This is a genomic window from Bacillus altaicus (genome assembly GCF_042136375.2).
Lineage (GTDB): Bacteria > Bacillota > Bacilli > Bacillales > Bacillaceae_G > Bacillus_A > Bacillus_A cereus_U.
Genome location: NZ_CM143394.1, coordinates 2,503,694 through 2,527,916, shown reverse-complemented (window position 1 = coordinate 2,527,916; position 24,223 = coordinate 2,503,694). Strand labels below are relative to the sequence as shown.

Here is a 24,223-nt window from a genome sequence, read left to right as displayed (position 1 = left end):
TTTCATATTACTACCATACTGACAAACGCGTTCTACCGTCATTTTCATCTGTAACGTATTCAACGTAAAAACCTTGATTCAGTGCATTTTCATACATCAACTCAATCGCCTTTTGATTTTTCGCATAAATTTGTATGTAATCACCATCCGCCACTAGCACGACTACTTCGCACTTACTCTCTTTAAATTCTTCATATGTTTCAACCTCTTCTAATACTTCCCCTTTTTGATATGCTTTTAAATCTGCAAAAATGAGATAATATATGTTGTCTTTTATTAATTTTTTCAATTCTAATCCACTCATTACCTTGTTATCTTCTGAAAATAATTCTGGTCCTAATCCATCAGGTAATATGAAATAAGATTCCTCGTTTTCCACTCGCCAATCAAATGACGTAATATCGATCGGCTTTAACACTTTCCAAAGTAGATTATCATATTCATTTGGAATATCTACTGTAATTCCTCTTTTCATTTGTTTGCTCCTAGCTTATTTATTTTCATTTTCGTTCCATACATTATATACCAAATTCAACTACTATATTTTGTCGATACTCTTTGTAACTTGTATTTCATCGCAAAAAAACCGCCCCACTACTAATGAAACGGTTTCCTTCTACTTGTATTTAAGTATTTCACTCAATTACTGCACTACGTTTTAAACTAATTTCTAATATATTCACCACATCAACCATTCATTTTTCATATTCACTTCGCCTTCACAAAATAATATAAAAACCATACCGCATGATTTTGTTCATCTGCAGCTATTCTGCGCAATAAATCTTTCATATGTGCATCCGATGTTTCATCTGAAATTTCTAAATAAAAATCTACTGTCTTTTGTTCATCTTGTATAGCAAATTCTAATCCTTGTAAATACGTATTAGGACATCCTTCATTGATCTGCGGTTTAGGCTGCTGACCAGTTAAATTCGTATAGATTTGTACAAAATTTTGAAAATGCCTTATTTCATCATTACGAATTTCAAGAATTTGATTTCGTTCTGCCTCGTTTGGAGCCATGTTAGCTAATTTAGCATAACAGCTTATAGCGCTATACTCTCCGTTTATAGCTTTTTCAATATCACTTATCAACTTATCATTCTGCCTATAACAATCATGATAATTCGAATTATACATCGTATCCCCTCCATAATTTCGCATAACATTTTATGCACTTTGAAATAGTAGGAGCATGTATACAAAAAAGAACCGCAAATACTAATTCTTCAATCACCTTTAAAATATTGAAAAAGCCTATCTATCGCTGCTTAATTTCCTTATCAATTCATAATGAATTCATCAAAAAAACGCTTCACTACAAGTGAAACGTTCTTTACCTTTTAAGCGCTTAATTCAGTTTTATGTTCCTTTATTGCACTACGCTTGAAAGCCGTTACTAAAACGATAACCATACTTACCACACCAATCCAAACGAGCACAGTAACAGGTGTACTCCAGCTTAACCCTTTTCCAAAGAAGAATATTTCTCTAAGTCCTTCGATCATAAATTTCATTGGTAACCATGAGTAAATCCAATCTTGATAAAACGGAGACAACATTTCAGGCGCTAGCGCCAATAGCGGTGCACCAAAGAAAAGTAACAGTGCAAATATACCTATTCCCTTTAATCCCATTAATGAAAGAACAGCCGAAATCATTAAGAAGAAACTAAATGATGTAATGGATAAAAATAAAGCTGTATCCCTGAAGTTTGAAATATTTAATCCTACCATGCCATCCGCGATCCATGTTAGACCAAATCCAATTACAAGCGCCGCGATAGCTCCAGCTAATATTTGTTTTAGTTTTAATATAAAGTTTTCTTTTCTTGTACCTACCGGCATTTTGCTAATCGCAATAAAGATGATTGCTGCGCTCGCTAAACTTGCGATCCATAACGGTTGGAATAACGAAATTGGCGAGTTACCGTTTGCACTATTTTTGCCAATTTCATTCACATTCGTTACTTTCTTTGTAATCGGTGTTACTAATTTCGAAACTTGATCAGTTGTTAAAGTAGTCCCTTTTGCTTCAAATCCTTCTAGTAACTGCGTACGAACGTTATTGTTAATATTATCAACTACGCCATTTAACATTTGCCCTGCCATAGTTGAAGCCGCCGTATTCATTCCTTGATTTATTAATATTTCTATCTCTGGCGAAGATGGCTGTGGTGTTCGTAGCGATGCTTGTTTTACGCTAAAGTCTTTCGGAATGACTAGTGCTGCGTAATACTCTTGATTATTTAAACCTGTTTGAACAGATTCCTTATTTTTTACTTCTACCCACTTTACCGCAGGTTCTTCATCTGATTTCGATGTTTTTTTAATAGTATCAACGATTGTTTGCCCCATATTCATTTTAGCTTGATTCGGAATTTCCACTCCTTGATCCTCATTTACAATTGCGATTGGCAAGTTTTTCGGCTTAGGTTGAACCGTTGGAAATAATGTTAATGAAAAAATAAAAACAACAAGTAGTGCAACAACTGGTGATAACAATAAAAGTTTATTTTTAAACATATTCTTTTATCCTCCTATAATTTGATTTATAATAACCAACAACGTGTTGTTTATTTGTATTTTGAATTATATGTTTGAGTTAAATCTTATACAATAATCAAAAATCGTGAATGTGTCGGTTAAAAGAAACTTTCTTTAAATGTGTTGGAAAAAATTAAGGAGGGACATGCTTTGCGCGATAGTAATTTAGATTTACGTGTTATTCGTACGAAAACTGCCATACGAAATGCATTGGTGGAGCTAATTGAGGAAAAAGGTTTTGACGCCATTACAGTGAAAGATATTACTACGAAAGCAAACATAAACCGTGGTACTTTTTATGCACACTATCAAGATAAATTTGATTTAATGACAAAATGCCAAGAAGAAATTATGTATGAGTTTTCTAGCATCGCCAAACAGAAATTTCCGGAAGTTATTGCTGACCTTGGATCAAATCCTTCTCCAACAACGCCGTTTGTACTTATCACTTCTATCCTTGAATTTCTAAATGAAAATAGTGATTTTATGAAAGCTGTACTAAGCACAAAAGGAGATTTATCTTTCCAAACAAAATTGAAAGACTTTATGTGGAAAACGCTATTTGAAGATACGAATGGTGCTCTCATTAATAAGAAGAATTTACTTGTCCCAAGCCAATACTTAGCTTCTTATATGGCATCTGCTCATATAGGTGTTATTCAACAATGGTTAAATAATGGACAAAAAGAAACACCGGAGGAAATTGCTCGTATTTTATCAACAATCGCAGTTCATGGTCCTTTCTATGCAGCTGGCTTAAAGAAATAAGCTTGCTTGCATAAAAACATGCTTTAATCAATCTGAACATCAACAAACTTCTAAATAAAATGTATGGCTGAGTAGTTACTATTATTTTTATAAATTGAAATTTATGTTCCTATGAAAAAAGCTGTTGAAAGGAATCCCCTTCAACAGCTTCTCCATTATTAACGATATAAACGAACTGCACCTGCAGTATTATCATCTGCTTGTCCAACTACTTCAAATTTCAATCCAAGCTTCGGTAATTTACGTCCTGCATCTGGGATTAAATCGTTCATATACGATTTAGAATCATCAAACTTCGTTACACCTGGTAACCCTTTGTAATCATATGTTCCGCGTGTTGGAGATACCACTTTCCATGCTGGCGTTTGGTTAAAGGAGAACGCAGCATCTGCGATTTGGTATCGTGTACTATTTTTAACAGTTGGTTTGCCGTTTAGCGTTCCAACAATTGCCTCTGGGTGAGAGTCAACAACCCCTAAGAAACCTTCACCTGGATGCATACCAACCCAATTATCTGTAAAGCTAGAGTCTGCATACCATACAACAAGACCTGTATTATACGGTACACCATTGCTATATTTTAACGCTTGATCAGCACCAGCGTGGTTTCTCCACTCTAAATAGTAGTTATGTTTCTTCTTATCAAAACCGTTTGCTGTAACGAAACCATTTAATTTTAATTTCGCTTCGCCTTCTGCATCATCAGAGAACACAACATTTCCATCTACAGTTAATGCAGCGTTATCAAGAGTAAAACCGTTCGCTGCAAAACCACCATCTGTAATGTATTCAAATACTAGTTTTACTTTTTGACCTTTAAATTGGCTTAAGTCATATGACTTATCTACCCACTTACCATCCGTTGTGTCTAGACCATTTTTTACATTCTTTTCGCCAATTCGATCCACTAACGTTTTCTTACCATCTTCTGTCACTGCATGTACTTCAAGGAAGTCATAACCTGTTTCAATTTCATACAATGATTTGTAATCAAACTTTGCCAGTGTTGCATTTGTTAAATCAAACACTGGTGTTTCTAATGTTGTATGAATATCATCGCCTTTTGTACTATAGTAATATTTCTTACCGAATGCAGGCTGAATACCTTTTGTATCTTTATCTGGTAGGTTAACGCGAATCAGACCAGGACGAGCTGATTTCGTTACACTTTGATCTAAGTACGTCGCAAGACCGATACCGCGATTTAATTTATCATAGTCAACCTCTACAATATTTGCCCAGTTTCCACCCATGTTCTTTTGAAAGAACTCTTTGTTTTGCGGAGAGAAACTTGGTGGCGTTGAACCTGCAATTTTACCAGCCCAGCTGCCGCCGCTCATAACAGACCAAGAATTAATTGGCTCACCTGCTCCTGAGTACTTCGTATCATACTCATCTGGAAGACCTAAATCATGACCAAATTCATGTGCGAATACACCAACTGCTCCGTCTTCTGGCTCAATTGTGTAGTCGTATGCTGCCATTTTACCGCCCCAGTTATCAACCTTTGCTTTTGTTCCTTCAATTGGATATGGTGTTCCAAGGTTCCAGCGATGTGACCAAATTGCGTCATCACCTAGTCTACCACCGCCTCCATCTTGCCCAACTCCAGCGTGAATAACCATTAAGTGATCAATAAGACCATCTGATTCGTTTTTATTGCCATCACCATTATTGTCATATTGATCGTATTGGTCAAATTCTGATAAATCAATACCACTTTCTACAGCTGCATTCAATGCCTCTTTTACAAAATCACGAGGTCCTTTTGGTCCTTTATTATCATGACCGCCATCTCCTGCATCTGCACCATAATCCGCTGCTGTGCCTGGAACTGTCAACCACTTTGTTACTGTCCCATCGACTGTATAACTACCACCAGATTGCTCTTCATAATATTGTTTAAATGTTGGGACTTTTGAACCGTCAAAGAGTGTAAACGGCTCATTACCAAATAACATTTTTTGATAATGTTCTGGATTAAAATCATTTGAATACATATAACCTGGTACTTGATCAATATTGTTATGCTTAAAGTCAGCAAACTCTACTAGCAATACAAGAACTTTATCTTTACGAACATCACCGTTATATTGTTTTTGCTTCGCTGAAGTAGTTGGTACTTTGCCGTTTAATCCCCCTTTAACCGGCTCTTGTCCAGCTACTGGGCCACTAACAGGTTGATTTGCTTTTTCTTTCTCATCTGTTTTTGCATCTTTAACTTTTTTCAAAAAGTCAGAAGCTTCTCTCGTAACACTGTCCCCCGCTGCTGGTTCTTTTCCAGCATTTTCGCCTTTTTTCTTCTCTACGTATTTTTCAACAGCTTTTAATGTGTCTGCTTTCGACGTAGATTCACTAATTACACCGCGTTTCTTGAGCGCATCTGCTAAACGCTCCTCTGGAATTAAATTTTCATCAATTGGACTTAAAGCTCCTACACTAGACGGCGTTGCCGCATAAACAGATTGACTACCAAATCCAAATGTGCAACTAAGCACAGCTGCCGCCGCAAGCGTAGACAGCACTTTAAAAGGCTTTTTCTTCATCCCTATTCCTCCCCAATATTAAATACGTTCTAACGTTTATATAATAAAGAATATTCTAATAATTTGCAATATATTGTCTTAATTTGTAATATTTTTGAAAATATTCTTTGTTTTAGATTGATATACATTCTGATTCATCGATATTTGTAGTTGCAGTAACGTAAGCACTAAACACAATATAAAAGAGTTTCTCCTATCGTCATTTGTGTATGAAATGATTGATACATATGAGAGATTACGTTTATCTAAATTTATCGTGTAATTGTTAATTCTTATGTAATAAAAATAATTATCGTTTACTCCTTAAAATGGTAAAATCATATTTGGAGGTGTAATTATGAAAAAATTCAGTACATTGTCAATAATCTTGATGTTTATAGGGCTATTATTATTCGGATTAAATTGGATAATAGATGGCTATTCTGAACCGATTGTCCTTTTTAGTTTTATTTCTTTTTTAGTTGGAATTGTACTAAATTTTATAGCAGTTGCTAAACGGGAAAAAGGAACATTGAAATTCATATCACTTATTTCTTTCTTCGTTGTGATGTTTTTAATTACTTGGTTTGAACCATTTCAGGTACTTCGAATTATTACTTGGCTAAAAAATGTTTCTTAACAGTGAAAAAGTCGAAAGTATAAAAACGGGAAACCCAAATATAAGGGTTTCCCTCTAATTTACTCGATTATCAACACTAAATTTAACAGAGCAAAAAAAATAAAAGATCATCCACTACATATAGCGAATGATCTTTTTAACTACAGTATTTCGATATACCCTTCTGTTCCATGTACCCGAATTCGTTTCCCGTCTTTTATTAGTTTTGTAGCATTCTCTACTCCGACGACTGCTGGTAATCCATATTCACGTGCAATAACTGCTCCATGTGTCATCAGTCCGCCAACTTCGGTGACTAACCCTTTTATAGACACAAATAACGGTGTCCAGCCAGGATCAGTAAATGCGGTAACTAATATATCTCCATCTTCTAAATTCGCTTCTTCCATGTTTAAAATAACACGTGCTCTCCCCTCAATCACTCCAGAAGAAACAGGCAGGCCTATAATCGCTTCGGCCGGGAGATTTTCTCGTTTATACTTCCCTGTAATGATTTCTCCATCAGACGTAATAACACGCGGAGGCGTTAGTTTTTCATATAATTTGTACTCATTTTTCCGTTTATGAATAATCTCGTAATCCAGTTTATTCGTACGGACAACTTCGTGAAGTTCTTCAAAAGTCAGATAGTATATATCTTCTATTTCATGAATAACGCTATTTTGCACGAGTTGCTCGGCTTCTTTCAATATTGCCTGCTTATATATGAAGTATCGATTAATCATGCCGTATTTTGGATATTCACGATAACCGATAAAATTCCGGATGTTACGAATCATTCGCTTCGTCTCTTCTATTTTTTGTTTACCATCCGGCAAGTGCTGCAATCGCTCTACTAACTCTTCTTCTTTTTTCAAAGCTTCCTGCAGCCCTGCTTCAAATTTACGTTTACCAGCACCAATTTCAAAATCTCTTATGTTATTTAAAATTATCGGGATAATTGTAGTTGGCTTTTCACTCCAGCGCGTTTTTGTGATATCGATTTCTCCGCTACATCTCATTCCGTATTTATTCAGAAAAGCATAGATTGCATCTCGTGCTTTATCCCCGCCTTCAAACTTAACTAGCTCATCTAAAAAACTGTCATCTTCTATATGCTGTAAATACGAGATGACTTCTGGATATGGCCGAATCACATCTGCAACATCCAATAATGCTAGCCCCATTTCTGACGTAATATTATTTTGTACAGATTGTGATAGTGTGTCTGCTACGTTTTTTTCACCTAGCCATTGCTCCATCTTTTCATTGATCCATGATGAAGCATTCATACCTGCCATAAGGACAGCCATACTTTGCGGGTGAAATAATATTTTCTTTAATTGCTGGATATCTTCTAAAATAAAATCAAGTACATCCAGCCCTGATTTCGTTTGAATGTTTTGTTTTAACTCTTCGATCGATGCTTGATTATTCTTTATTAAATCCATAACGATTGCCGGATCGTTTTCGATTTGTGGTTGCGAACTTGCAGGTGGCATACTTTTACCAAGACTCTTTTCTTTTTCATCATCCGGTAACAATTTGATAAAATCATCTCGCTCTATTACAGTCGTTAATGCATCTTTAATAAGCGGCTCCGAGTTCCCTATTGTATTTAATAAAAGTTCTCTACTAGCAGGCGAAGCCAATCTTTGTGCAACATCAACAAACAACCTTCCTCCAGCTTGAAACCTCGGTCCAAAGGATGTTAACTGGAATAAAGACATTCCTAATGGCTTCAAAGGATCCGTCATCATTTGTTGGTGACCAACCGATACATACACATGATTTTCCTGATCATTCGCTTCTGGAATTGGATATAAAGTCGTGATCGGCCTGCTTTGGACAATATAAAATGTATCATCAACTAAACACCATTCAATATCTTGCGGACAACCAAAATAAGCTTCAATCTGTCTTCCAATCTGTGCTAGTTGTAATATTTGTTGTTCAGATAGTGTTTGAATCTTTTGCTGAGTCGGATCAATCTGCCCTGTCTCTGTTCCGCCCTCTTTTAAGGCATAGATAGCCAATTTTTTAGTTGCGATCATCTTCCCGGCGATTTCGCCTTCTTTTACTTTATAATTATCGGCAGAGACCAGTCCTGATACTAATGCCTCACCAAGCCCAAAACTGGCATCGATCGATACCACCTTTCGGTTACAAGTAATCGGGTCAGCAGTAAATAAAATTCCCGAAGCCTGCGGGAAAACCATCCTTTGAACAACAACACATATAGAAACTTGGCTATGTTCAAAATCATTTTGCATGCGGTAAATGACTGCTCGATCTGTAAATAAAGAAGCCCAGCACTTTCTTACATGCTGCAAGATTGATTCTTTTCCGATGATATTTAAATACGTATCTTGTTGACCAGCAAACGAGGCATATGGTAAATCTTCAGCAGTAGCACTAGAACGCACTGCATAAGCATGTTCATCGCCAAAACGAGAGAGATAACGAGCTACCGCTTCCACTACATCAGAAGGAATTTCTACTGCCATAATGGTTTCTCTAATCTTCTTACTGATTTCACCAATTTGAGCCCGGTCTTCAATTTTTAACATTGCTAATTGAGTCAACAAAGCTTGAAACGCTTCATTTTGTTCGATGGCTTTTTCATATCCTATCGTTGTAACACAAAACCCTTCTGGCACTTGTATCCCTTGAATATTTGATAATTCCCCTAAATTCAATCCTTTTCCGCCAACGAGCGAAAGCTGCGTTTTTTCTATTTCTTGAAAATCGAGAACGAAAGAACTCATTCGGCACCTCTCCTTACTGTTCATGTGCTATTGATTGTAGCAGTAGTAAATGAGAATAAACAGTCTATTTTGAACGTTATTTTCATGATATAATTAAGTTAGGAAGAGATAATTATTTTTCTTTCTCCCTCTAATTCACTTCAATTACATCCACAAACTTAAACATTCTTTGATTATGAAAAGCATCCGTACATGCAATCGTCTCATTTAATGGATTTATATCAACTACTGTTATGTAATTTTTATATAGGTAGCCATCTTTATAATATGTAAGTAAAACCTCTTTCTCACCTAAATATGAAATTAACAGCTTATTTTCAATCCTTTCTTTTGCATCTTGCGTTAAGATTGGACGCGGGACTTTTGTTTGCTCCTGTATCATTTCTTTAATTGATAATTTTTAACTATTCTTAAAGCTAAAGATAAGATTAAAATCCATGATCTTATCTTTTTTACTTTTTAAAAATATATACTTAAGTGTGACATAAAGGGTCCCCATTTTAAGGGTTAGCCTAATGATTCTTTTCTTTTTCACTAAAAACTAGTAGTCAACTTTGATTGCATCCTACTTTCTTTTATGCCATCTTTATTATACAAAAAATGCAAGTTGTAGCTTTTGAATAAAGTTTAATTAAATTAACTTAATAAACCTTAATAAAAGAACAAATAGAAAAAGCGTGTTTTGAAAAAAAGTTTGATCAAAACACGCTTTTTCTATATTCAATTGAATCATCCTTTTATAAAAAAGTTTGGTAAATTCGTGATCCTTGCTCAATTAAAGCGCCCTTTAGCTGTAGAAGAAAAATTAGTTTATCACTGATTTTTCTTCTCTAATTCTAATTGATTAACAATGTAAGATACTAATGTATTCAATGGATTAATAATAGTCTTAGATGTTTTATACTCAACTTGCTGAGATGCATCAACCATAGATAATTGAGCAACGGAGATAACTTTCTTTTCATCTTTAATGATTTGATTTAAGAACTTTGCAATTTTTTGGTTGTATTCTTCTTTTAATCCTTGCATTATCAATTCAAAAGTACTTTTTATAACAATAACCTCTAAATCTAAAGATTTTTGATGGCTATTAGCATGATGTTTAAGACGTTTTACTGTACCTTCAACAGTTGCAGGGTTTGTAAAAAGAATTGTCTGAGGTTGCTGTATATTGCAGATATAATTAAAGAAAGGTTCATCAATTTTAATAATGGGCACTGATATTGAGAGTTGGTCTTCCTGTAAAATTGCAATATAGTTTGTGCACGTAATAAGGATAGCATCAACATTACATTGGGCAATCCATTCTATTTGCTCTTTAACTTTAAATTGAGCATCTGATTCTAGGGGATTTTCATTTGATGTAACTCGATACATTAATGCTGGGTCAACAAAATGTATTAATTCAATGTTAAATGGAGAAAGTGCATTTTCTATATATTCTATATTCGAATAATGGACGTGTAAGCAGCCTAACCTTTTTCTCAATTCCATCCCACCTCTATAATCGCGTCCTATTCTAGAATAAGGGAATTTTGGTTATTAGTACAGTGCCAAGAAATTATCATTTTATTTGTGTTTAGAACTAACTGTTTATTTACCATGAAAGCTAAAATTTGATCCGATAACTATAGTAGCATCCAACAACGTATTCAAGAGGTAAACCGTTGGCTCGCATTTCTACCATTTTATCGAGGTCCTCTAGAGTCCTTGCCTCTGAGATAATTAACCGGGTCTCATCTTCTGCGAAAACACAACCGGTACTTCGAAGTCTGTTAATAATATGTTTTTCCGTTTTACAGTCCAAAAAGAAATTAACTTTTTTTCTATCTATCTCACCACTTTTGATAAGTTTATTTTAATTCTGTATTCGTTAAAAATAGGAAATATCCCTTCTTCTACAAAACGGGCCCTAAAAAGGAAAATGAGCGCTTATCCTTGTTCCAGGATAGCGTCCGATTATTGAAGTTCGGTTTTAGACTAATCTACTTCACATACTTACTTTATGAAGCTTCAAGATGAAGACTGCTGCCGCGATAAGAAGAGACACTGTCAGAAAAGTAACTGCGAATGCGCTTTGCCCACTTGCGTACAAAGCTGCGGAAGCAACAATGAACACAACCAGCTTAAGCGTAGTTCGTATGGGGAAGGAGAAGATGGGGAGCGACGCCTTCGGGGAGAGAAACATACCCCATAGAGTGGCTATGACTAGTGGCGTGGCAACCGCGAGTATAATTTTGAACGCTGCCCCTGTCTTGATATGATAACCCCAGTAACTGAACGCAGCCATTGCACCAAGCTCCAGTAGAAAGAATCCGGTGAGGACGCTAACACCTATCCATTTTATTTCCATCTGACTCTTCCTCCCAATAAAAAGAATTAAGAAACTAATGTTAATTTTTTATATACAATATGTTTCGGCCATATTCTAAATCCTGCCCTTTAACTTAATAACAATTATTTTAAAATTCCGTTATTTTAGCGATCGCTTTATTCCAGAAAATGGCCCGATTGTTTAATAGAATGACCCGCATTTTTTAACAACTTTATTATTTTTTTAACGACTTTATTCTAAATTAAGCTACAACAATATAATTAAAAAAGCCTCAAAACATTAGTTTTGAAAACTTAAAAAGATTATACATATAAACGTTTCAATAATTGTAGCGATATTAATACCTCTATCTTTGTACACATATCTTCATACATAATTCTCCTTATAACAGATTTCTATATTTTAAAATTTGATAAGTAATTATTACGTTTCGATATGCTTAGAAAATTCAGGTACATATATAAGTTATTTTTAATACACTGGGATTTTATATGCAAATGAGTACCTTTACAGTAATGTTTAAATACAATGGTATGAGTAGTTACCATTATATTTAAGCGTTCGTTATAACTGCCAGTATGAAATATCATAAATAATGAAGGACAATGTTAAAGAATTGATTGAGTATGGCGAACGGATTCCGCACTATCATAAGGATTTCCCTATAATTTTATTTTGGAGTCACAGAAGCGGTTGCACTTCCCTGACGAATTGGTTTTTCTTCCAAATTGGGTTATATGAGGAAGCAATGAAATATACACCGTTCATTCATTACTATGAATCTGAAATATACAAAAATAAAATTGATGACTACACAAATTTAGAAATGCAACTCTTAAAACTAAGTAAGGATACCATAAAACTTGCGTGCAACCCTTATGCCTCGAAACAATGGGAACAGATTAGAGAATATTTTTATAATGATAAAAATGATTCGAAAGGAATTTCATTTAAGCAATTTTTATATTATGTAAAAGAAATAGGAGCTAAATCCAGTCAGTTAGATCAACATTTTTCACAACAATATATTGAGGGGGAAGAAAAGGTCATCAAACAAAATATAAAACTAAAGAATTTTAATACAATAATTCCGAAGCTGGAGAAAGAATATGGATTACTTTCTTCTGATATATCACTCCTTACAAACTCCACTCATCATAGGGCACATCAAATGGTTTATAAAGGAAACTATGCAAATAGAGATATTACAAATCCACAATTCCCTTCATCACCAATCTATCGAAGTTTTTATGATGAAGAAGCTCTAAAGCTTGTTTCAGAAATATATAATGACGATTTTGAAGCATATGGATATAAAAAGAATGAAATTAATTTTTAACTAATATACCTATAACCCCCACTATGCATAGAGTCTCTTTAAAAACGAAAACCACTATTAAAAGCCAGCGGTATGGAAGGGGAATTACAATGAGTATTTCTATTATAATGATGGGTTTCATCATAGGGGGATTGGTTGGAGTAACAGGGATAGGTGGGGCCGCATTACTAACTCCATTTCTTCTAACATTAGGTATAAGTCCTTCTGTAGCTGTTGGAACTGATCTAGTATATAACTCTATTACTAAAATGTTTGGAATATCCCAACACTGGAAACAGAAGACCATCAATTTTAGACTAGTAAAATATCTAGCTATTGGGAGTATACCTAGTGCAATTATCGCAGTAGTAACGATTCATTTCTTACCGATCTTTCACTATAGTCGAGAAGGAATTATAAAGTATATATTAGGATATGTTCTAATCCTTGCGGCAATTTCTATTTTAATAAAGGCATTTTTCTATAATGAATCTACACAAAATTATTTTCAAAGACAGACTATGGTACAAAAAAAGAGCCTAACAATTCTTATTGGTGCAATACTCGGTTTTATCGTGGGACTTACTTCTGTGGGGTCAGGCTCTTTATTCGCTATTGCAATGATATATTTATATCAACTGAGACCATCCGAGTTAGTAGGCACAGATATTACACATGCTTTTTTATTAGTGACGGTTGCAAGCATACTAAATATGAATTTAGGCAACGTAGATTATCTCTTGTTAATTCATTTACTCATTGGTTCTATCCCAGGTGTCATACTTGGTAGTAAATTCTCCACTAAGATTCCCGTTAAACCCCTTCAAATATTTCTAGCTATCATTATTGGTGTTAGTGGACTAAAGTTAGTTATCGCTTATTAAAAAAAATTTATGCTTTTGCTATATAAGAATGGAGGTTCAAAATGGATCATACAGAACTATATAATTTTATATACAAGCAAGGGCGTGTCCCTCATTTCCATAAAGATTTTCCCCTAATCTTATTTTGGAGCCAAAAAAGCGGTTGTACTTCGCTAGCCCACTGGTTTTTTTATCAAATTAATTTATTTAAAGAAGCGATAAAATACAACCCGTTCATTCACAACTATGAGTATGAAGTATATAAAAACTCTACACATTATTTAGCACAATTAGCTAGTGGATTACAAACTAAAGAGAAGAATACTTACAAACTAGTAAGAAATCCTTATAGAAGAGCAGTAAGTTCTTTTGTTGCTCTGATTCCGCCACCAAATTTTGAGAATCCCGCATGGAAACCCATTCGACAATTTCTTTATGGTGATGAAACCTGCAATAAACCCATTTCCTTTAAACTATTTTTGTATTATTTAAAAGCACACATGACCAAATTAGATCAAGTAGATCCTCACTTTACACAACAATATATACAAGGAGAAGAGGAATTCGTTACGAACTATATTTATCTAGAAAATTTCAACACAGGAATTTCGAAACTAGAAGAAGTATATAAATTAAAAAAATCACCATTAGATCTGTTATCAAAATCTTGGCATTATCAAGGGAGTAAGATGATTTACAAAGGAGTTTATGCAGACGGTGATATCACAACTCCTCTTTTCCCACGATTACCTACTTATGATAGTTTTTATGATGCAGAAACAATTCAGTTGGTTCAAGAGATATTTGCAAAAGATTTTAATATGTATCATTATGATTTAAATTCTTTTCTCTCAAAATAAAAGTGTTCAAAGCCACTGGCTCTATTAAGTGTGTTATCTTAAAACTGATACGACAACATCACATATTTATAAATTTTCATACACTTTTCCTAATTCTTTTTTTAGTTGTGTTTTTAAGTGCTCATTTTCACTTTCTAATAGCTTGTTCTTATGTTTTAAAAGCTACTTTACTCAATAATAAGTTTGGCCCAATACCCATCGTACTTTCAATCCGCGTACGTTCGTATATTTCTCGTTTGAACTTTAATGCGAACTCACACGGATTACTGGCCAACAAATGAATACTTGCAGTCATATCCATGAAAAACTCATCGATACTATATTGATGAAAATCTTCCGGTGCAACATATTGTAAAGCTAAACCTGTTATGTAAGTTGAACACTTCATATACGTATGCATAATTCGATTCACAATAATAATATCTGGTCGCTTCGGTATCTCATACAGCCTTGCCATCTTCTTTATTCCTAACGCTTTTAATGGCGGTGTTGCTGCTAATACTATCGATCCACTCCAATTTACATCTCCTACGACAGCCAATTTTGTATAACGTGGATCGAGTCCTTTTTTAATACATGATACGCTCGCATAAAAGCTACGAAGATCTACACATAAAATAATCCAATTTGGTAAAAGAGAATGATCATACAAGGTTATCACCCCTAAATAAAGAACATTCGTTCTTCATTTAGGTATTTCCATGAAAATTTTGGTTAAAATAACCGTGCTTTAAAAACATGTTTAAGAAAAACTTAAGAAATTCCCCTCTATATTCATAAGAAGTTTTTTCTATACTGAAAAATGTAAATACATAAGAGGAGAAACAATCATGAAGAAATTTTTACTTTGCATAATAGGAATAAGCCTTCCTATATACTTACTACCTTTCATATTACGCGGGGATTTGGACAGATTTAATCCGATTGCTGAAGAAAAAAATGTATACGCCATTGCGAAGGGATATGGCGTTCCAGATTATCATCATAAAGGACGAGCTATGTACTCCCTAAAAGGTGTTGATGAATCAAGGAATGAGAACGAATATAAAGTAGGAACTAGCACCCCTAATGATTTTATAAAAAAAACTTACTTAAAAATGCATGTGAAAGGAAAGTATGTCTATTCTTACGACGTTATTTCTGAAAAGGACATTCCGGAGAAAATAAAGGGGCAATTGGAGATAGAAGATAAAGTGAAACTTTAATCAGTGGGAGTCTTACTGCCTGGAAAATAGCGGGATAAATAAAAGAGCCTACTCGTATGAGCTGGCTCTTGATTACCTCTCCTTTGAGGAAGGAGCATTATTTCGGTAAATTTATTAAATTAGTTATCATTGTTTTAATAACCATTGTTCAATTACTTTAACTGTTTCATCTCGTTGTGCTTTTGATGTAATTAAGCTCGCATTATCACCTTTTTGCTCACCATACATGCCAAAATTAGCATGATTCCCCCCTTTTATCATGTGCATAGTTGTATTTTTTGACATTAACTTTTTACTGTTCTCTATTTTTTCTACAGTTGCTAAAGCATCTACTTCCCCATAAATTGATAACATCGGAAGCGATTTAGTAGAGAAATCATCTGCAGGATAAGAACCTAAGAAAATGATCCCGTCTACCTTTTCTTCATGGTGAAAGGCATACCTAGAAATCATAGCTCCGCCCATTGAATGTCCAGTAACATACCATTTTTGAACTTCAGGATACCTTTCAATTATACTGTCTACTACATTTGTTCCAAGTATCGCTAAGTTTAAAGGTAACTTAGGCATTACTACAAAATGTCCATCTTTTGCAAGAGCTTCCCCCAAGTAACTATAAGACTCGACTTCTACTTTAGCTCCTTGATAAAAAATAATCCCTATTTTAGCCTCTTTCTCTCCAAAAACTATATTATCTTCATCTTTTTTATAATCTACTAACGACAAAGCCTCTTTAGTTGGTTTGTAAGTAAACTGAGACCAAACAAAAAAAGTAATACTTCCCATAATTAAAATACCTAGTAAAGAGTACAAAACAATTTTCATCCATTTCTTCACATATATGCCCTCCCTAAGATTTGTATATTCTATACTTTAATTATTATTAATATAATTGTCGAATAATCTTTTATTGTTATTCAAAAACAAATAAGGTCAGGAGAAATAATAAGAGCCCTAAATGCTATTTTGTAACTGCAACAAAAAATATAGAAGAACATATTTATTTTGAAAAAAGATTAAACAAAACGGGAGCATGGAGTATGCGCTGAAAATTCAATAGGTAAATCTTCACCAATTAAAATTTCATTACGATAATAGTTTGCTAATGGTACTTCCGCTGTTGGAATTAAAGAGTAATCGGTTCCCTCCAATCGCGCTCCCAATCCATTGTAATATAGTATATAAACGAAAGAGCCAACTCACGCGAGTCGGCTCTTTCTTCTTTTATTTTATAAACCTTCAGCAGTTAGATGTTACTTTTGTAACCCATTAATAATTGTATCTGTATTCCATTTCATCATTTTTAAGTAAGTATCTCCATCCTCACCTGATTTACCTAGTGAGTCTGTAAAAATTGTACCTGCAATCGGTACGTTTGTTTCTTTTGAAACAGTTTCCATGCTACGTCGATCTACACTTGTTTCTACAAATAAAGCTGGAACTTTGTTTGTTTGAATTAAACTTACAACATCTCTAATTTGATCTGGAGTACCTTGATTCTCTGAGTTTATTTCCCAAATGTATCCTGTCTTAATGTCATATGCTTTTCCAAAGTATTTAAAAGCACCTTCACTAGAGATTAAGAACCGTTTTTCTTCAGAGATTTGATGAATTCTGTTTACTGTTTCATCATGTAATTTTTGAAGTTCTGCTATATACTTATCGGCATTTTCAGTATAGAACTCTTTGTTTTTAGGGTCTTCTTTAATTAAGGCTTTCTTTACATTTTCAGCATATAAAATACCGTTTTTAATATTCATCCATGCATGTGGATCTGGTTCTTTTTCTAATCCTTTTGTTTCTAAATAAATAGCCTCTACACCTTCACTTACTTTATAAACAGGTGCATCTTTCTCTGATTTATTTGCGGTTTTCAATAGTTTTTTAAACCATGCTCCGCCCTCTTCAAGGTTTAACCCATTGTAAAACACCATATCTGCATCTGTCATTTTCATAACATCTTTAGGAAGCGGATCATACTCATGCGGGTTAGCTCCAATTGGAACAAGGCTATGAATCTCAACTTTATCTCCACCAATTTGCTTCACCATATCATATATAATTGAGTATGTTGTTACAACTTTTAATTTCCCACTACCCTCTTCTTTTCCATTTGTGTTACTAGAACACGCTGTTAATGCAAATACGAAAATACAAAGCATCGAAAACAAAACATTTTTTAATTTCATCTTTATCCTCCAATCAATTATGACAACTCTGCTCTATTTTTTCTAATTTTGATAGCTCTCCAAAACAAACCTTGTGACGGTGAGAAAAAGAATGCCAATCCGAACAAGAATGTTGCGACAAGAACAATGGTTGCACCTGAAGCAAGATTATAAGAGAAACTAAAATATAGCCCTACTACAGATGAAAGTGCACCAATGCCTGCTGCTAAATAAATCATGACCCATAAACGATTTGTTAATAAATACGCTGTAGCCGCTGGTGTAATAAGCATAGCGACAACTAGAATAATCCCTACAGTTTGAAGTGAAGCAACTGTAACCATTGTAAGAAGAATCATTAAGCCATAATGAATCCATTTATTCGGTAATCCGTAACTTTGCGCCATTGTCGGATCAAAAGTAGACACCAGTAGTTCTTTGTAAAATAGAATTACAAGACTAATAATGACCACTCCGATGATAAGTGTCATCCACATATCAGAAGAGCGAACTGATAGAACATTCCCAAATAAAATATGATACAAATCAGAGCTACTCTTCATAAAGGTAATTAAAATAATTCCTACAGCGAAAACAGATGTAAACATAATTCCTATCGCCATATCATGCTTAATTCGACTATTTTGACTTACAAATCCAATTCCAACCGCAGTAATAACACCTGTTAAAACCGCCCCTATAAAATAGTTCATACCAATCATATAAGAAAGGGCTACTCCTGGAAGAACGGCATGTGAAATGGCATCCCCCATTAAAGCCATACCTCGTAAAATAATAAAACATCCAATTACACCGCAAATAACTCCTACCATAACGGAAGTTAATAGCGCCTTCTGCAGAAAACCATACTGCATTAACGCATCTATAAATTCTACAATCTTCATGATGAATGTACCTCCGCTGCATTATTGAAGAATATGCCCTGATTTACATACGCTTTTGACATAACAGTTGGTTCTAATACTTGCCTTACTTCTCCGTAATGAATTAAGCTCTTATTCAATAATAGTAATTTATCAAAATAGGATTCTGCTTTACTTAGATCGTGATGTACAACAACAATTGTTTTCCCTTCTGTACGTAATTCTCTAAGAATCTTAATAATTGTCTCTTCACTTGTTACATCAATTCCAACAAACGGTTCATCTAAAAAGAATATCTCCGCCTTTTGTGCTAACGCTCTCGCTAAAAAAACACGTTGTTATTGTCCGCCTGAAAGCTCACCAATTTGACGATTTTTAAACTCTTCCATTCCAACTTTTTTTAGACATTCAAATGCCCAATCACGATGCTCTTTCTTCGGTCTTTTCATCATGCCTAAAGATGGATACGTTCCAATTAGCACCACATCTACAACTGTTATCGGGAAATCCCAATCTATATCACTTCTTTGTGGTACATACGCAACATGTTTTCTAGCGCTTCGAATATCCTCTCCAAGAATCCGAACATATCCCTTATCATTTGGGATTAAATCTAAAACAGCTTTCATTAAAGTAGATTTTCCCGCTCCATTTGGACCAATAATCCCAACGAGTTTCCCTTTTTCAATATTGAAGGAAACATTTTGAACTACTTGATTCCCTTGATAAGATACAAACAAATCTTTGACAATTATAGCCTCATCCATTTTTTGTGTATTCCCCTTTCTTTTTTTCATCTATGTAATTATTTTGCACCAAGGCAACTTTCGGACAAAAAAATATAATATGAATGTAAATTCATACCTAAGTTTCCCTGAGGAAACTTTTTTATATGAGTCAAATTATATAAGCCTAATACAAATTTGTAAACTACTTTTTACTAACTTATAAATATATAATAAAAATCATTATCACTATGAAACAAAATACATAATCCATTCTATGATCTTTTGGAAAGGATATTACTGTAAAAAATAGTAGTGTATAAAAGAAAGAACCAACTCCTACGAGTAGGCCCTTTTTCTTTAAGGATATGTAATACGCTCTACAGCAAAAAACTATGATTACGGTCGAATTACTTCCAAACAACACCTCGCCTCTCGTATTCCATTCTATATTCAACAGCAGCTGCAATTTTTGGACTTGCAAACCTTTCCGTGATCCAAAGACCTAAATCAATCCCTGAAGTAACTCCTCTTGCAGTAATAATATCGCCTTGATCCACAATTCTGTAAGGAAGAATTTCGGCCCCATATGTACGAATTTCATTCTGCGCCAAACGATGCATTGTTGCCTTTTTATCATTCAATATACCGGATGCAGCTAGTAACATACCTCCAGTACAAACTCCAGCAACAATTGTTCCTTCATTGTGCATCTCTCTAATCATTTTGGTCAAAGTACCACGCTCTGCTTGCTTTCGTGCCCCATGTTCAGCTTTATGATTCCAACCACCACCAGGTACAATTAACAAATCTGGGCGATTATCCATTCGTAAAAAATCATGTAGTTTCACCGTAACTCCAAACAAGGTAGTAACTTCTTGTTTTTGTTCACTAGAAACTAACTCAACCGTAAACGGAGCACCTTCTTCTATCGCTCTTCTCAATACCTCAAAAGGCGCAAAGGAAACAAGCTCTCCGAAGCCGTCAAACAATACAATTTGTATTTTCATTTTTAGAACACCTCATATGCTTTGTTTTATAAATCCCAAAAGAGAAGAAATGTTATCTACAAATTAACAATGAAGACAACCTTTCTCCCCTTACTCTATAAACTTTCAAATGTTCCTCTAATCCTCTCTCCTCATCTAACACACTTAACGTTTTCTTCACAAAATTCCAATTCATACTACCGGATAACCATAATAATGAAGTAAGTCTTTTGTAATCATTTAAGGTTACAATATTATGAGCCTTATACCCTTCTAAAAATGCCCTAGCAACACTGGAACATACTTCATGGGACTGCATTCCTTCTGTTCGGGAATACCACTTTATTAAAAAGGCTAACCCTTCAATGCGGTCAACATAACTAATAGATTCAAAATCTACAATTCCTTTTACCTGTTGACTTGAGCCCCATAAAACATTCAAAGGATTTAAGTCTGTTTGTACAATAAACTCTAATTCACTCGTATATGCGCAGTCTATATGATATTTAGCAAGATCTATATACTCCCGCAATTCCTTACATGCGCTTGTCTTGCTTTCTAACATATTAATAAACTCAACATACCCATCCAAATGAGATTTCTTCTGAAAAATCGCGCTTTGAAATGCACTAGAAATATCATGAACCTTTCTTGCTTCCTTTCCAAATGCTTCTGCGATAGCTTCTGTACAAAGTGTAATATGTTCTCCTTCAATCCAATTAGACAATATAAATCTGTATTGTTCATCATTCCAAGCGACTAATGTAAATGACTCCCCTGACCTATTTTTATTAATTTGCATAAAAAGGATTCTATGCTCGCGTAAATAATACGTAAAACGTACTTGCTCTATCAGTTGTTCGTTTGATAACGCCCCAAAAGCTGGATTGATTGTTCGCTTGCTATTGATAAACCGTGCGGAATATCGCTTTCCATTCACCATAATTTTATAGTGTAAATCTGTATTTCAGCTATTTTTATGTAACTCTTCTTCCACTGCTAGTGAATGAATTTCTTTAAAATAATTTATTAATACGTCTTTTATTATGTGTTTCATCCTTTTTTCCTTTCATGTGAAAAAATTTTTATTACACGCTATTTTTTATAATTACTATCTCGATTACTCTAAAAACCAAAATTTTATTCATTGTTAATTACCAATAGTGTTTTTTTCTATATATAAATTTAATAGAGGCAGACTACCATTCTAACTATATCATTCTTACATAATATTCTGCATTCGTTGAGATAGTTGTTGTAAACCAATGCAGTAGTGACTATGTATAGAAAAAGAGCCAATCCCCTATACAATAGAAGATTGACTCTTTCCTTTATTTATTCACCTGTTTCGGAAAAACGTTTTATACGTCCCCCAATTTCATCGCGAACACGTTGAAATTCAGACCACTCTTTTCCTGCCGGATCATCGAATTCCCAATGAACACGATGAACGTGCGGAGGTGTCGAAGGACAAATAGAATCTGCGTGACTACAAAGAGTAACGACTAAATCGGCATTATTTAAAATATTTGGATCAATCATGTCTGACGTTTGATTTGTTATGTCGATATTTACTTCTTTCATAGCTTTAATAGCATTTGGATTTACTCCGTGTGCTTCGATTCCTGCAGAATATACATTCCACTTATCTCCTAAATATTGTTTGCCCCATGCTTCTGCCATTTGGCTTCGGCATGAATTTCCTGTGCATAAGAAATAGATTGTCTTTTTGTTTTCCATGTTGCTTTCCGCCTTTGTTTTTAAATTATACTGGTTGATCATTAAAATATTTACGCTTAAACCAAAAAGCGACGTTTACAAGTGCAATCATTACAGGTACTTCAACTAACGGCCCGATAACAGCTGCAAATGCCGCGCCTGAATGAATACCAAACACACCAACTGCTACAGCAATTGCTAACTCAAAGTTATTGCTACCTGCTGTAAATGCTAACGTTGTTGTCACCTGATAATTTGCACCAATTTTTCTTCCCATAAAGAAAGAAACAAAGAACATCACAATAAAATAGATTAATAACGGAATCGCTATTCTTACTACATCAAATGGTACGCTAACAATCATTTCTCCCTTTAAAGAGAACATAATGATAATCGTAAATAGCAATGCAATTAATGTAATTGGACTAATTTTAGGTATAAACACCTTTTCATACCACTGTCTTCCTTTTAACTTCACCAAGACAAATCGTGTCAATATACCGGCTATAAAAGGAATTCCCAAATAGATAAATACTGATTTCGCTACTTCTGCCATTGTAATATTAACGATAGCCCCTTCAATTCCTAACCACTCTGGAATTACTGTTACAAACACGTATGCATAAACTGAGAAAAATAACATTTGGAATACCGAATTAAAAGCAACTAAACCGGCTGCATATTCTTTATCCCCATCTGCAAGATCGTTCCAAACAATTACCATTGCAATACAACGTGCTAAACCAATCATAATGAGTCCGACCATGTATTCTGGCTTATCAGGAAGAAAAATAATTGCTAAAACAAACATAAGTACAGGCCCAATAATCCAGTTTTGTACTAAAGATAGAACCAACACTTTTACATCTTTAAATACCCGCCCCATTTCCTCATAGCGAACCTTCGCTAGCGGTGGATACATCATTAAAATCAGGCCAACAGCAAGCGGGACAGACGTCGTTCCAACTTGCAATGTATTAAGTCCGTCTACTACACTAGGAAACACAAACCCTAAACCAATTCCAACAGCCATAGCTAGAAAAATCCATAATGTTAAATATCGATCTAGAAAAGATAAACGCTTCATTTTATTTTCCATCTCCTATTAACAACAAGAATTTTTATCTACTACGTTAGAAGTCGTGCAACAAGATGGATCTTCAACTTTATGAACATCACTATCTGCTTTTGTATAAAAGAATTCCCACTCGTTACCATCGGGATCCGTTACCCAAAACTTATCTTGAACCGCATAGCAACAAGTAGTATCCATCTCATCACGCGCAAAGAAACCTTCTTTTTCTAATCTTTCTTTATGAAATGTAATTTCTTCAGCTGTCTCTACTTGGAAACCAAAATGATTTACCTGATTTCCCTTCACTTCGTCTCGTACATTAAGTGTAAAATTCAGCCCTGGGTTTTCTAATAAAAATTTTGCATAATCCATTTTCACCTTAACTGGTGACACACCAAATACCTTTTCATAAAATTCAATAGACTTCTCTAAATTAGTAACATTTATACCAACATGAACATATCTCATAACTTATTCCTCCTCTTAAAATATTATTAATCAATTTTTTTTGATTGATAGGACAAAATTTTAACAACAGCTTCCTTTTCCTGTTTTTCTAAAGATACAGCATAATTCTTCTGATAATAAATTATTTACTTCTGCATCATTTAAATCATAATAACTCCACGTACCTTTTGTCTCTTTTACAATTAAACCCGCATCTAATAAAATCTTTAAATGATATGATAACTTAGATTGTGTCATTTCAAAAACCTCTGTTAAATCACACACACAAGTTTGTCCTCGCTGACAAAGTTCATACATAATCTCTAAACGCTTCTGATCAGCCAACGCTTTAAACTTTTTTTCATACAACTGAAAATCTTGTGCCACTATCATTCACTCTCCCTTC

Annotated in this window: 23 protein-coding genes and 5 pseudogenes; 7 read left to right on the top strand and 21 right to left on the bottom strand. The window is 34.3% G+C overall.

Annotated elements, in window-relative coordinates; genetic code table 11:
* Window positions 1–10: 10 nt before the first annotated feature.
* The 3 genes from ACE38F_RS13190 to ACE38F_RS13180 all read right to left on the bottom strand — a co-directional run bounded on the left by ACE38F_RS13190 (window position 11) and on the right by ACE38F_RS13180 (window position 2,528).
* The gene (locus tag ACE38F_RS13190) at window positions 11–475 is read right to left on the bottom strand and encodes a DUF2691 family protein (protein WP_375371230.1); all 465 of its coding nucleotides are present in this window, start codon (window positions 473–475) and stop codon (window positions 11–13) included.
* 233 nt (window positions 476–708) lie between these two features.
* Window positions 709–1,143 carry a ferritin-like domain-containing protein gene (locus tag ACE38F_RS13185; protein ID WP_070128595.1) on the bottom strand — a complete coding sequence of 145 codons (435 nt, stop codon included), beginning with the start codon at window positions 1,141–1,143 and terminating at the stop codon, window positions 709–711.
* A 203-nt stretch (window positions 1,144–1,346) separates the two neighbouring features.
* On the bottom strand, window positions 1,347–2,528 hold the full coding sequence (locus ACE38F_RS13180; RefSeq protein ID WP_375371231.1) for a YhgE/Pip domain-containing protein: 1,182 nt from the start codon (window positions 2,526–2,528) through the stop codon (window positions 1,347–1,349).
* A 171-nt stretch (window positions 2,529–2,699) separates the two neighbouring features.
* Between ACE38F_RS13180 and ACE38F_RS13175 the strand changes: the two genes are divergently transcribed.
* On the top strand, window positions 2,700–3,317 hold the full coding sequence (locus ACE38F_RS13175; protein WP_375371232.1) for a TetR/AcrR family transcriptional regulator: 618 nt from the start codon (window positions 2,700–2,702) through the stop codon (window positions 3,315–3,317).
* 158 nt (window positions 3,318–3,475) lie between these two features.
* Here the strand turns inward: ACE38F_RS13175 and ACE38F_RS13170 are convergent, their stop codons facing one another.
* Entirely contained in the window at window positions 3,476–5,863 is a 2,388-nt protein-coding gene (locus ACE38F_RS13170; RefSeq protein WP_375371233.1) for an immune inhibitor A domain-containing protein, read from the bottom strand.
* A 148-nt stretch (window positions 5,864–6,011) separates the two neighbouring features.
* Here ACE38F_RS13170 and ACE38F_RS13165 point away from each other — a divergent pair.
* Window positions 6,012–6,125, top strand: a pseudogene (locus ACE38F_RS13165) (IS1595 family transposase); the annotation flags it as partial.
* Between the two features lie 75 nt (window positions 6,126–6,200).
* A complete protein-coding gene (locus tag ACE38F_RS13160) occupies window positions 6,201–6,482 on the top strand; it encodes a hypothetical protein (RefSeq protein WP_375371234.1) in 282 nt (93 codons plus the stop codon).
* Between the two features lie 140 nt (window positions 6,483–6,622).
* On the opposite strand, the gene ppsA is transcribed toward ACE38F_RS13160, so the two are convergent.
* The 5 genes and pseudogenes from ppsA to ACE38F_RS13135 all read right to left on the bottom strand — a co-directional run bounded on the left by ppsA (window position 6,623) and on the right by ACE38F_RS13135 (window position 11,582).
* Window positions 6,623–9,229 carry a phosphoenolpyruvate synthase gene (ppsA, locus tag ACE38F_RS13155; protein WP_375371235.1) on the bottom strand — a complete coding sequence of 869 codons (2,607 nt, stop codon included), beginning with the start codon at window positions 9,227–9,229 and terminating at the stop codon, window positions 6,623–6,625.
* A 130-nt stretch (window positions 9,230–9,359) separates the two neighbouring features.
* Window positions 9,360–9,611 carry a YolD-like family protein gene (locus tag ACE38F_RS13150; RefSeq protein WP_375371236.1) on the bottom strand — a complete coding sequence of 84 codons (252 nt, stop codon included), beginning with the start codon at window positions 9,609–9,611 and terminating at the stop codon, window positions 9,360–9,362.
* A gap of 431 nt (window positions 9,612–10,042) precedes the next feature.
* A complete protein-coding gene (locus ACE38F_RS13145) occupies window positions 10,043–10,723 on the bottom strand; it encodes a hypothetical protein (protein ID WP_375371237.1) in 681 nt (226 codons plus the stop codon).
* Window positions 10,724–10,868: 145 nt separating this feature from the next.
* A pseudogene (locus ACE38F_RS13140) lies at window positions 10,869–11,036 on the bottom strand (putative protein N(5)-glutamine methyltransferase); the annotation flags it as partial.
* Window positions 11,037–11,219: 183 nt separating this feature from the next.
* A complete protein-coding gene (locus ACE38F_RS13135; protein WP_375371238.1) occupies window positions 11,220–11,582 on the bottom strand; it encodes a YrdB family protein in 363 nt (120 codons plus the stop codon).
* A 577-nt stretch (window positions 11,583–12,159) separates the two neighbouring features.
* Here ACE38F_RS13135 and ACE38F_RS13130 point away from each other — a divergent pair.
* From ACE38F_RS13130 to ACE38F_RS13120, 3 genes are all read left to right on the top strand, one after another.
* A complete protein-coding gene (locus tag ACE38F_RS13130) occupies window positions 12,160–12,903 on the top strand; it encodes a hypothetical protein (protein ID WP_375371239.1) in 744 nt (247 codons plus the stop codon).
* Window positions 12,904–12,992: 89 nt separating this feature from the next.
* Window positions 12,993–13,766, top strand: a complete 774-nt coding sequence (locus tag ACE38F_RS13125) for a sulfite exporter TauE/SafE family protein (protein WP_375371240.1) — start codon at window positions 12,993–12,995, stop codon at window positions 13,764–13,766.
* A gap of 41 nt (window positions 13,767–13,807) precedes the next feature.
* Window positions 13,808–14,605: a sulfotransferase family 2 domain-containing protein gene (locus ACE38F_RS13120; protein ID WP_215553534.1), complete on the top strand. Its 798-nt coding sequence runs from the start codon at window positions 13,808–13,810 to the stop codon at window positions 14,603–14,605.
* Window positions 14,606–14,765: 160 nt separating this feature from the next.
* Here the strand turns inward: ACE38F_RS13120 and ACE38F_RS13115 are convergent.
* Window positions 14,766–15,257: pseudogene (locus ACE38F_RS13115) on the bottom strand (Y-family DNA polymerase); the annotation flags it as partial.
* A 178-nt stretch (window positions 15,258–15,435) separates the two neighbouring features.
* Between ACE38F_RS13115 and ACE38F_RS13110 the strand changes: the two are divergent.
* On the top strand, window positions 15,436–15,810 hold the full coding sequence (locus tag ACE38F_RS13110; RefSeq protein WP_375371241.1) for a YxeA family protein: 375 nt from the start codon (window positions 15,436–15,438) through the stop codon (window positions 15,808–15,810).
* Between the two features lie 126 nt (window positions 15,811–15,936).
* Here ACE38F_RS13110 and ACE38F_RS13105 read toward each other — a convergent pair whose 3' ends face one another.
* The 11 genes and pseudogenes from ACE38F_RS13105 to arsR all read right to left on the bottom strand — a co-directional run bounded on the left by ACE38F_RS13105 (window position 15,937) and on the right by arsR (window position 24,210).
* Window positions 15,937–16,647, bottom strand: coding sequence for an alpha/beta hydrolase (locus ACE38F_RS13105; protein WP_375371242.1), 711 nt, complete (start codon window positions 16,645–16,647; stop codon window positions 15,937–15,939).
* A gap of 179 nt (window positions 16,648–16,826) precedes the next feature.
* Window positions 16,827–16,961, bottom strand: coding sequence for a hypothetical protein (locus tag ACE38F_RS13100; protein ID WP_375371243.1), 135 nt, complete (start codon window positions 16,959–16,961; stop codon window positions 16,827–16,829).
* A gap of 102 nt (window positions 16,962–17,063) precedes the next feature.
* The gene (mntA, locus tag ACE38F_RS13095; protein WP_375371244.1) at window positions 17,064–17,999 is read right to left on the bottom strand and encodes a manganese ABC transporter substrate-binding protein/adhesin MntA; all 936 of its coding nucleotides are present in this window, start codon (window positions 17,997–17,999) and stop codon (window positions 17,064–17,066) included.
* Between the two features lie 17 nt (window positions 18,000–18,016).
* A complete protein-coding gene (locus ACE38F_RS13090; protein ID WP_016101092.1) occupies window positions 18,017–18,883 on the bottom strand; it encodes a metal ABC transporter permease in 867 nt (288 codons plus the stop codon).
* Window positions 18,880–19,629 (bottom strand): annotated as a pseudogene (locus tag ACE38F_RS13085) (metal ABC transporter ATP-binding protein). The gene ACE38F_RS13090 and the pseudogene ACE38F_RS13085 overlap by 4 nt, the downstream one beginning before the upstream one ends.
* 368 nt (window positions 19,630–19,997) lie before the next feature.
* The gene (locus ACE38F_RS13080; protein WP_341306360.1) at window positions 19,998–20,597 is read right to left on the bottom strand and encodes a DJ-1/PfpI family protein; all 600 of its coding nucleotides are present in this window, start codon (window positions 20,595–20,597) and stop codon (window positions 19,998–20,000) included.
* Between the two features lie 52 nt (window positions 20,598–20,649).
* A pseudogene (locus ACE38F_RS13075) lies at window positions 20,650–21,633 on the bottom strand (phosphotransferase).
* A 278-nt stretch (window positions 21,634–21,911) separates the two neighbouring features.
* On the bottom strand, window positions 21,912–22,316 hold the full coding sequence (gene arsC / locus ACE38F_RS13070; RefSeq protein WP_375371245.1) for an arsenate reductase (thioredoxin): 405 nt from the start codon (window positions 22,314–22,316) through the stop codon (window positions 21,912–21,914).
* Window positions 22,317–22,341: 25 nt separating this feature from the next.
* Window positions 22,342–23,382, bottom strand: coding sequence for an ACR3 family arsenite efflux transporter (gene arsB, locus ACE38F_RS13065; RefSeq protein WP_375371246.1), 1,041 nt, complete (start codon window positions 23,380–23,382; stop codon window positions 22,342–22,344).
* A gap of 18 nt (window positions 23,383–23,400) precedes the next feature.
* Entirely contained in the window at window positions 23,401–23,838 is a 438-nt protein-coding gene (locus ACE38F_RS13060; protein WP_375371247.1) for an ArsI/CadI family heavy metal resistance metalloenzyme, read from the bottom strand.
* Window positions 23,839–23,898: 60 nt separating this feature from the next.
* The gene (arsR, locus tag ACE38F_RS13055; protein WP_002110660.1) at window positions 23,899–24,210 is read right to left on the bottom strand and encodes an arsenical resistance operon transcriptional regulator ArsR; all 312 of its coding nucleotides are present in this window, start codon (window positions 24,208–24,210) and stop codon (window positions 23,899–23,901) included.
* Window positions 24,211–24,223 lie beyond the last annotated feature (13 nt).

Bases quoted from the DNA above. Each gene is read 5' to 3' on its own strand.
- ACE38F_RS13150 (WP_375371236.1), bottom strand. From the start codon at position 9,611: ATGATACAGGAGCAAACAAAAGTCCCGCGTCCAATCTTAACGCAAGAT.
- ACE38F_RS13110 (WP_375371241.1), top strand. From the start codon at position 15,436: ATGAAGAAATTTTTACTTTGCATAATAGGAATAAGCCTTCCTATATAC.
- ACE38F_RS13120 (WP_215553534.1), top strand. From the start codon at position 13,808: ATGGATCATACAGAACTATATAATTTTATATACAAGCAAGGGCGTGTC.
- ACE38F_RS13180 (WP_375371231.1), bottom strand. From the start codon at position 2,528: ATGTTTAAAAATAAACTTTTATTGTTATCACCAGTTGTTGCACTACTT.
- arsB (WP_375371246.1), bottom strand. From the start codon at position 23,382: ATGAAGCGTTTATCTTTTCTAGATCGATATTTAACATTATGGATTTTT.
- ACE38F_RS13160 (WP_375371234.1), top strand. From the start codon at position 6,201: ATGAAAAAATTCAGTACATTGTCAATAATCTTGATGTTTATAGGGCTA.
- mntA (WP_375371244.1), bottom strand. From the start codon at position 17,999: ATGAAATTAAAAAATGTTTTGTTTTCGATGCTTTGTATTTTCGTATTT.
- ACE38F_RS13090 (WP_016101092.1), bottom strand. From the start codon at position 18,883: ATGAAGATTGTAGAATTTATAGATGCGTTAATGCAGTATGGTTTTCTG.
- ppsA (WP_375371235.1), bottom strand. From the start codon at position 9,229: ATGAGTTCTTTCGTTCTCGATTTTCAAGAAATAGAAAAAACGCAGCTT.
- ACE38F_RS13060 (WP_375371247.1), bottom strand. From the start codon at position 23,838: ATGAGATATGTTCATGTTGGTATAAATGTTACTAATTTAGAGAAGTCT.
- ACE38F_RS13170 (WP_375371233.1), bottom strand. From the start codon at position 5,863: ATGAAGAAAAAGCCTTTTAAAGTGCTGTCTACGCTTGCGGCGGCAGCT.
- arsC (WP_375371245.1), bottom strand. From the start codon at position 22,316: ATGGAAAACAAAAAGACAATCTATTTCTTATGCACAGGAAATTCATGC.
- ACE38F_RS13135 (WP_375371238.1), bottom strand. From the start codon at position 11,582: ATGGAAATAAAATGGATAGGTGTTAGCGTCCTCACCGGATTCTTTCTA.
- ACE38F_RS13190 (WP_375371230.1), bottom strand. From the start codon at position 475: ATGAAAAGAGGAATTACAGTAGATATTCCAAATGAATATGATAATCTA.
- ACE38F_RS13145 (WP_375371237.1), bottom strand. From the start codon at position 10,723: ATGGAATTGAGAAAAAGGTTAGGCTGCTTACACGTCCATTATTCGAAT.
- arsR (WP_002110660.1), bottom strand. From the start codon at position 24,210: ATGATAGTGGCACAAGATTTTCAGTTGTATGAAAAAAAGTTTAAAGCG.
- ACE38F_RS13185 (WP_070128595.1), bottom strand. From the start codon at position 1,143: ATGTATAATTCGAATTATCATGATTGTTATAGGCAGAATGATAAGTTG.
- ACE38F_RS13080 (WP_341306360.1), bottom strand. From the start codon at position 20,597: ATGAAAATACAAATTGTATTGTTTGACGGCTTCGGAGAGCTTGTTTCC.
- ACE38F_RS13125 (WP_375371240.1), top strand. From the start codon at position 12,993: ATGAGTATTTCTATTATAATGATGGGTTTCATCATAGGGGGATTGGTT.
- ACE38F_RS13130 (WP_375371239.1), top strand. From the start codon at position 12,160: ATGAAGGACAATGTTAAAGAATTGATTGAGTATGGCGAACGGATTCCG.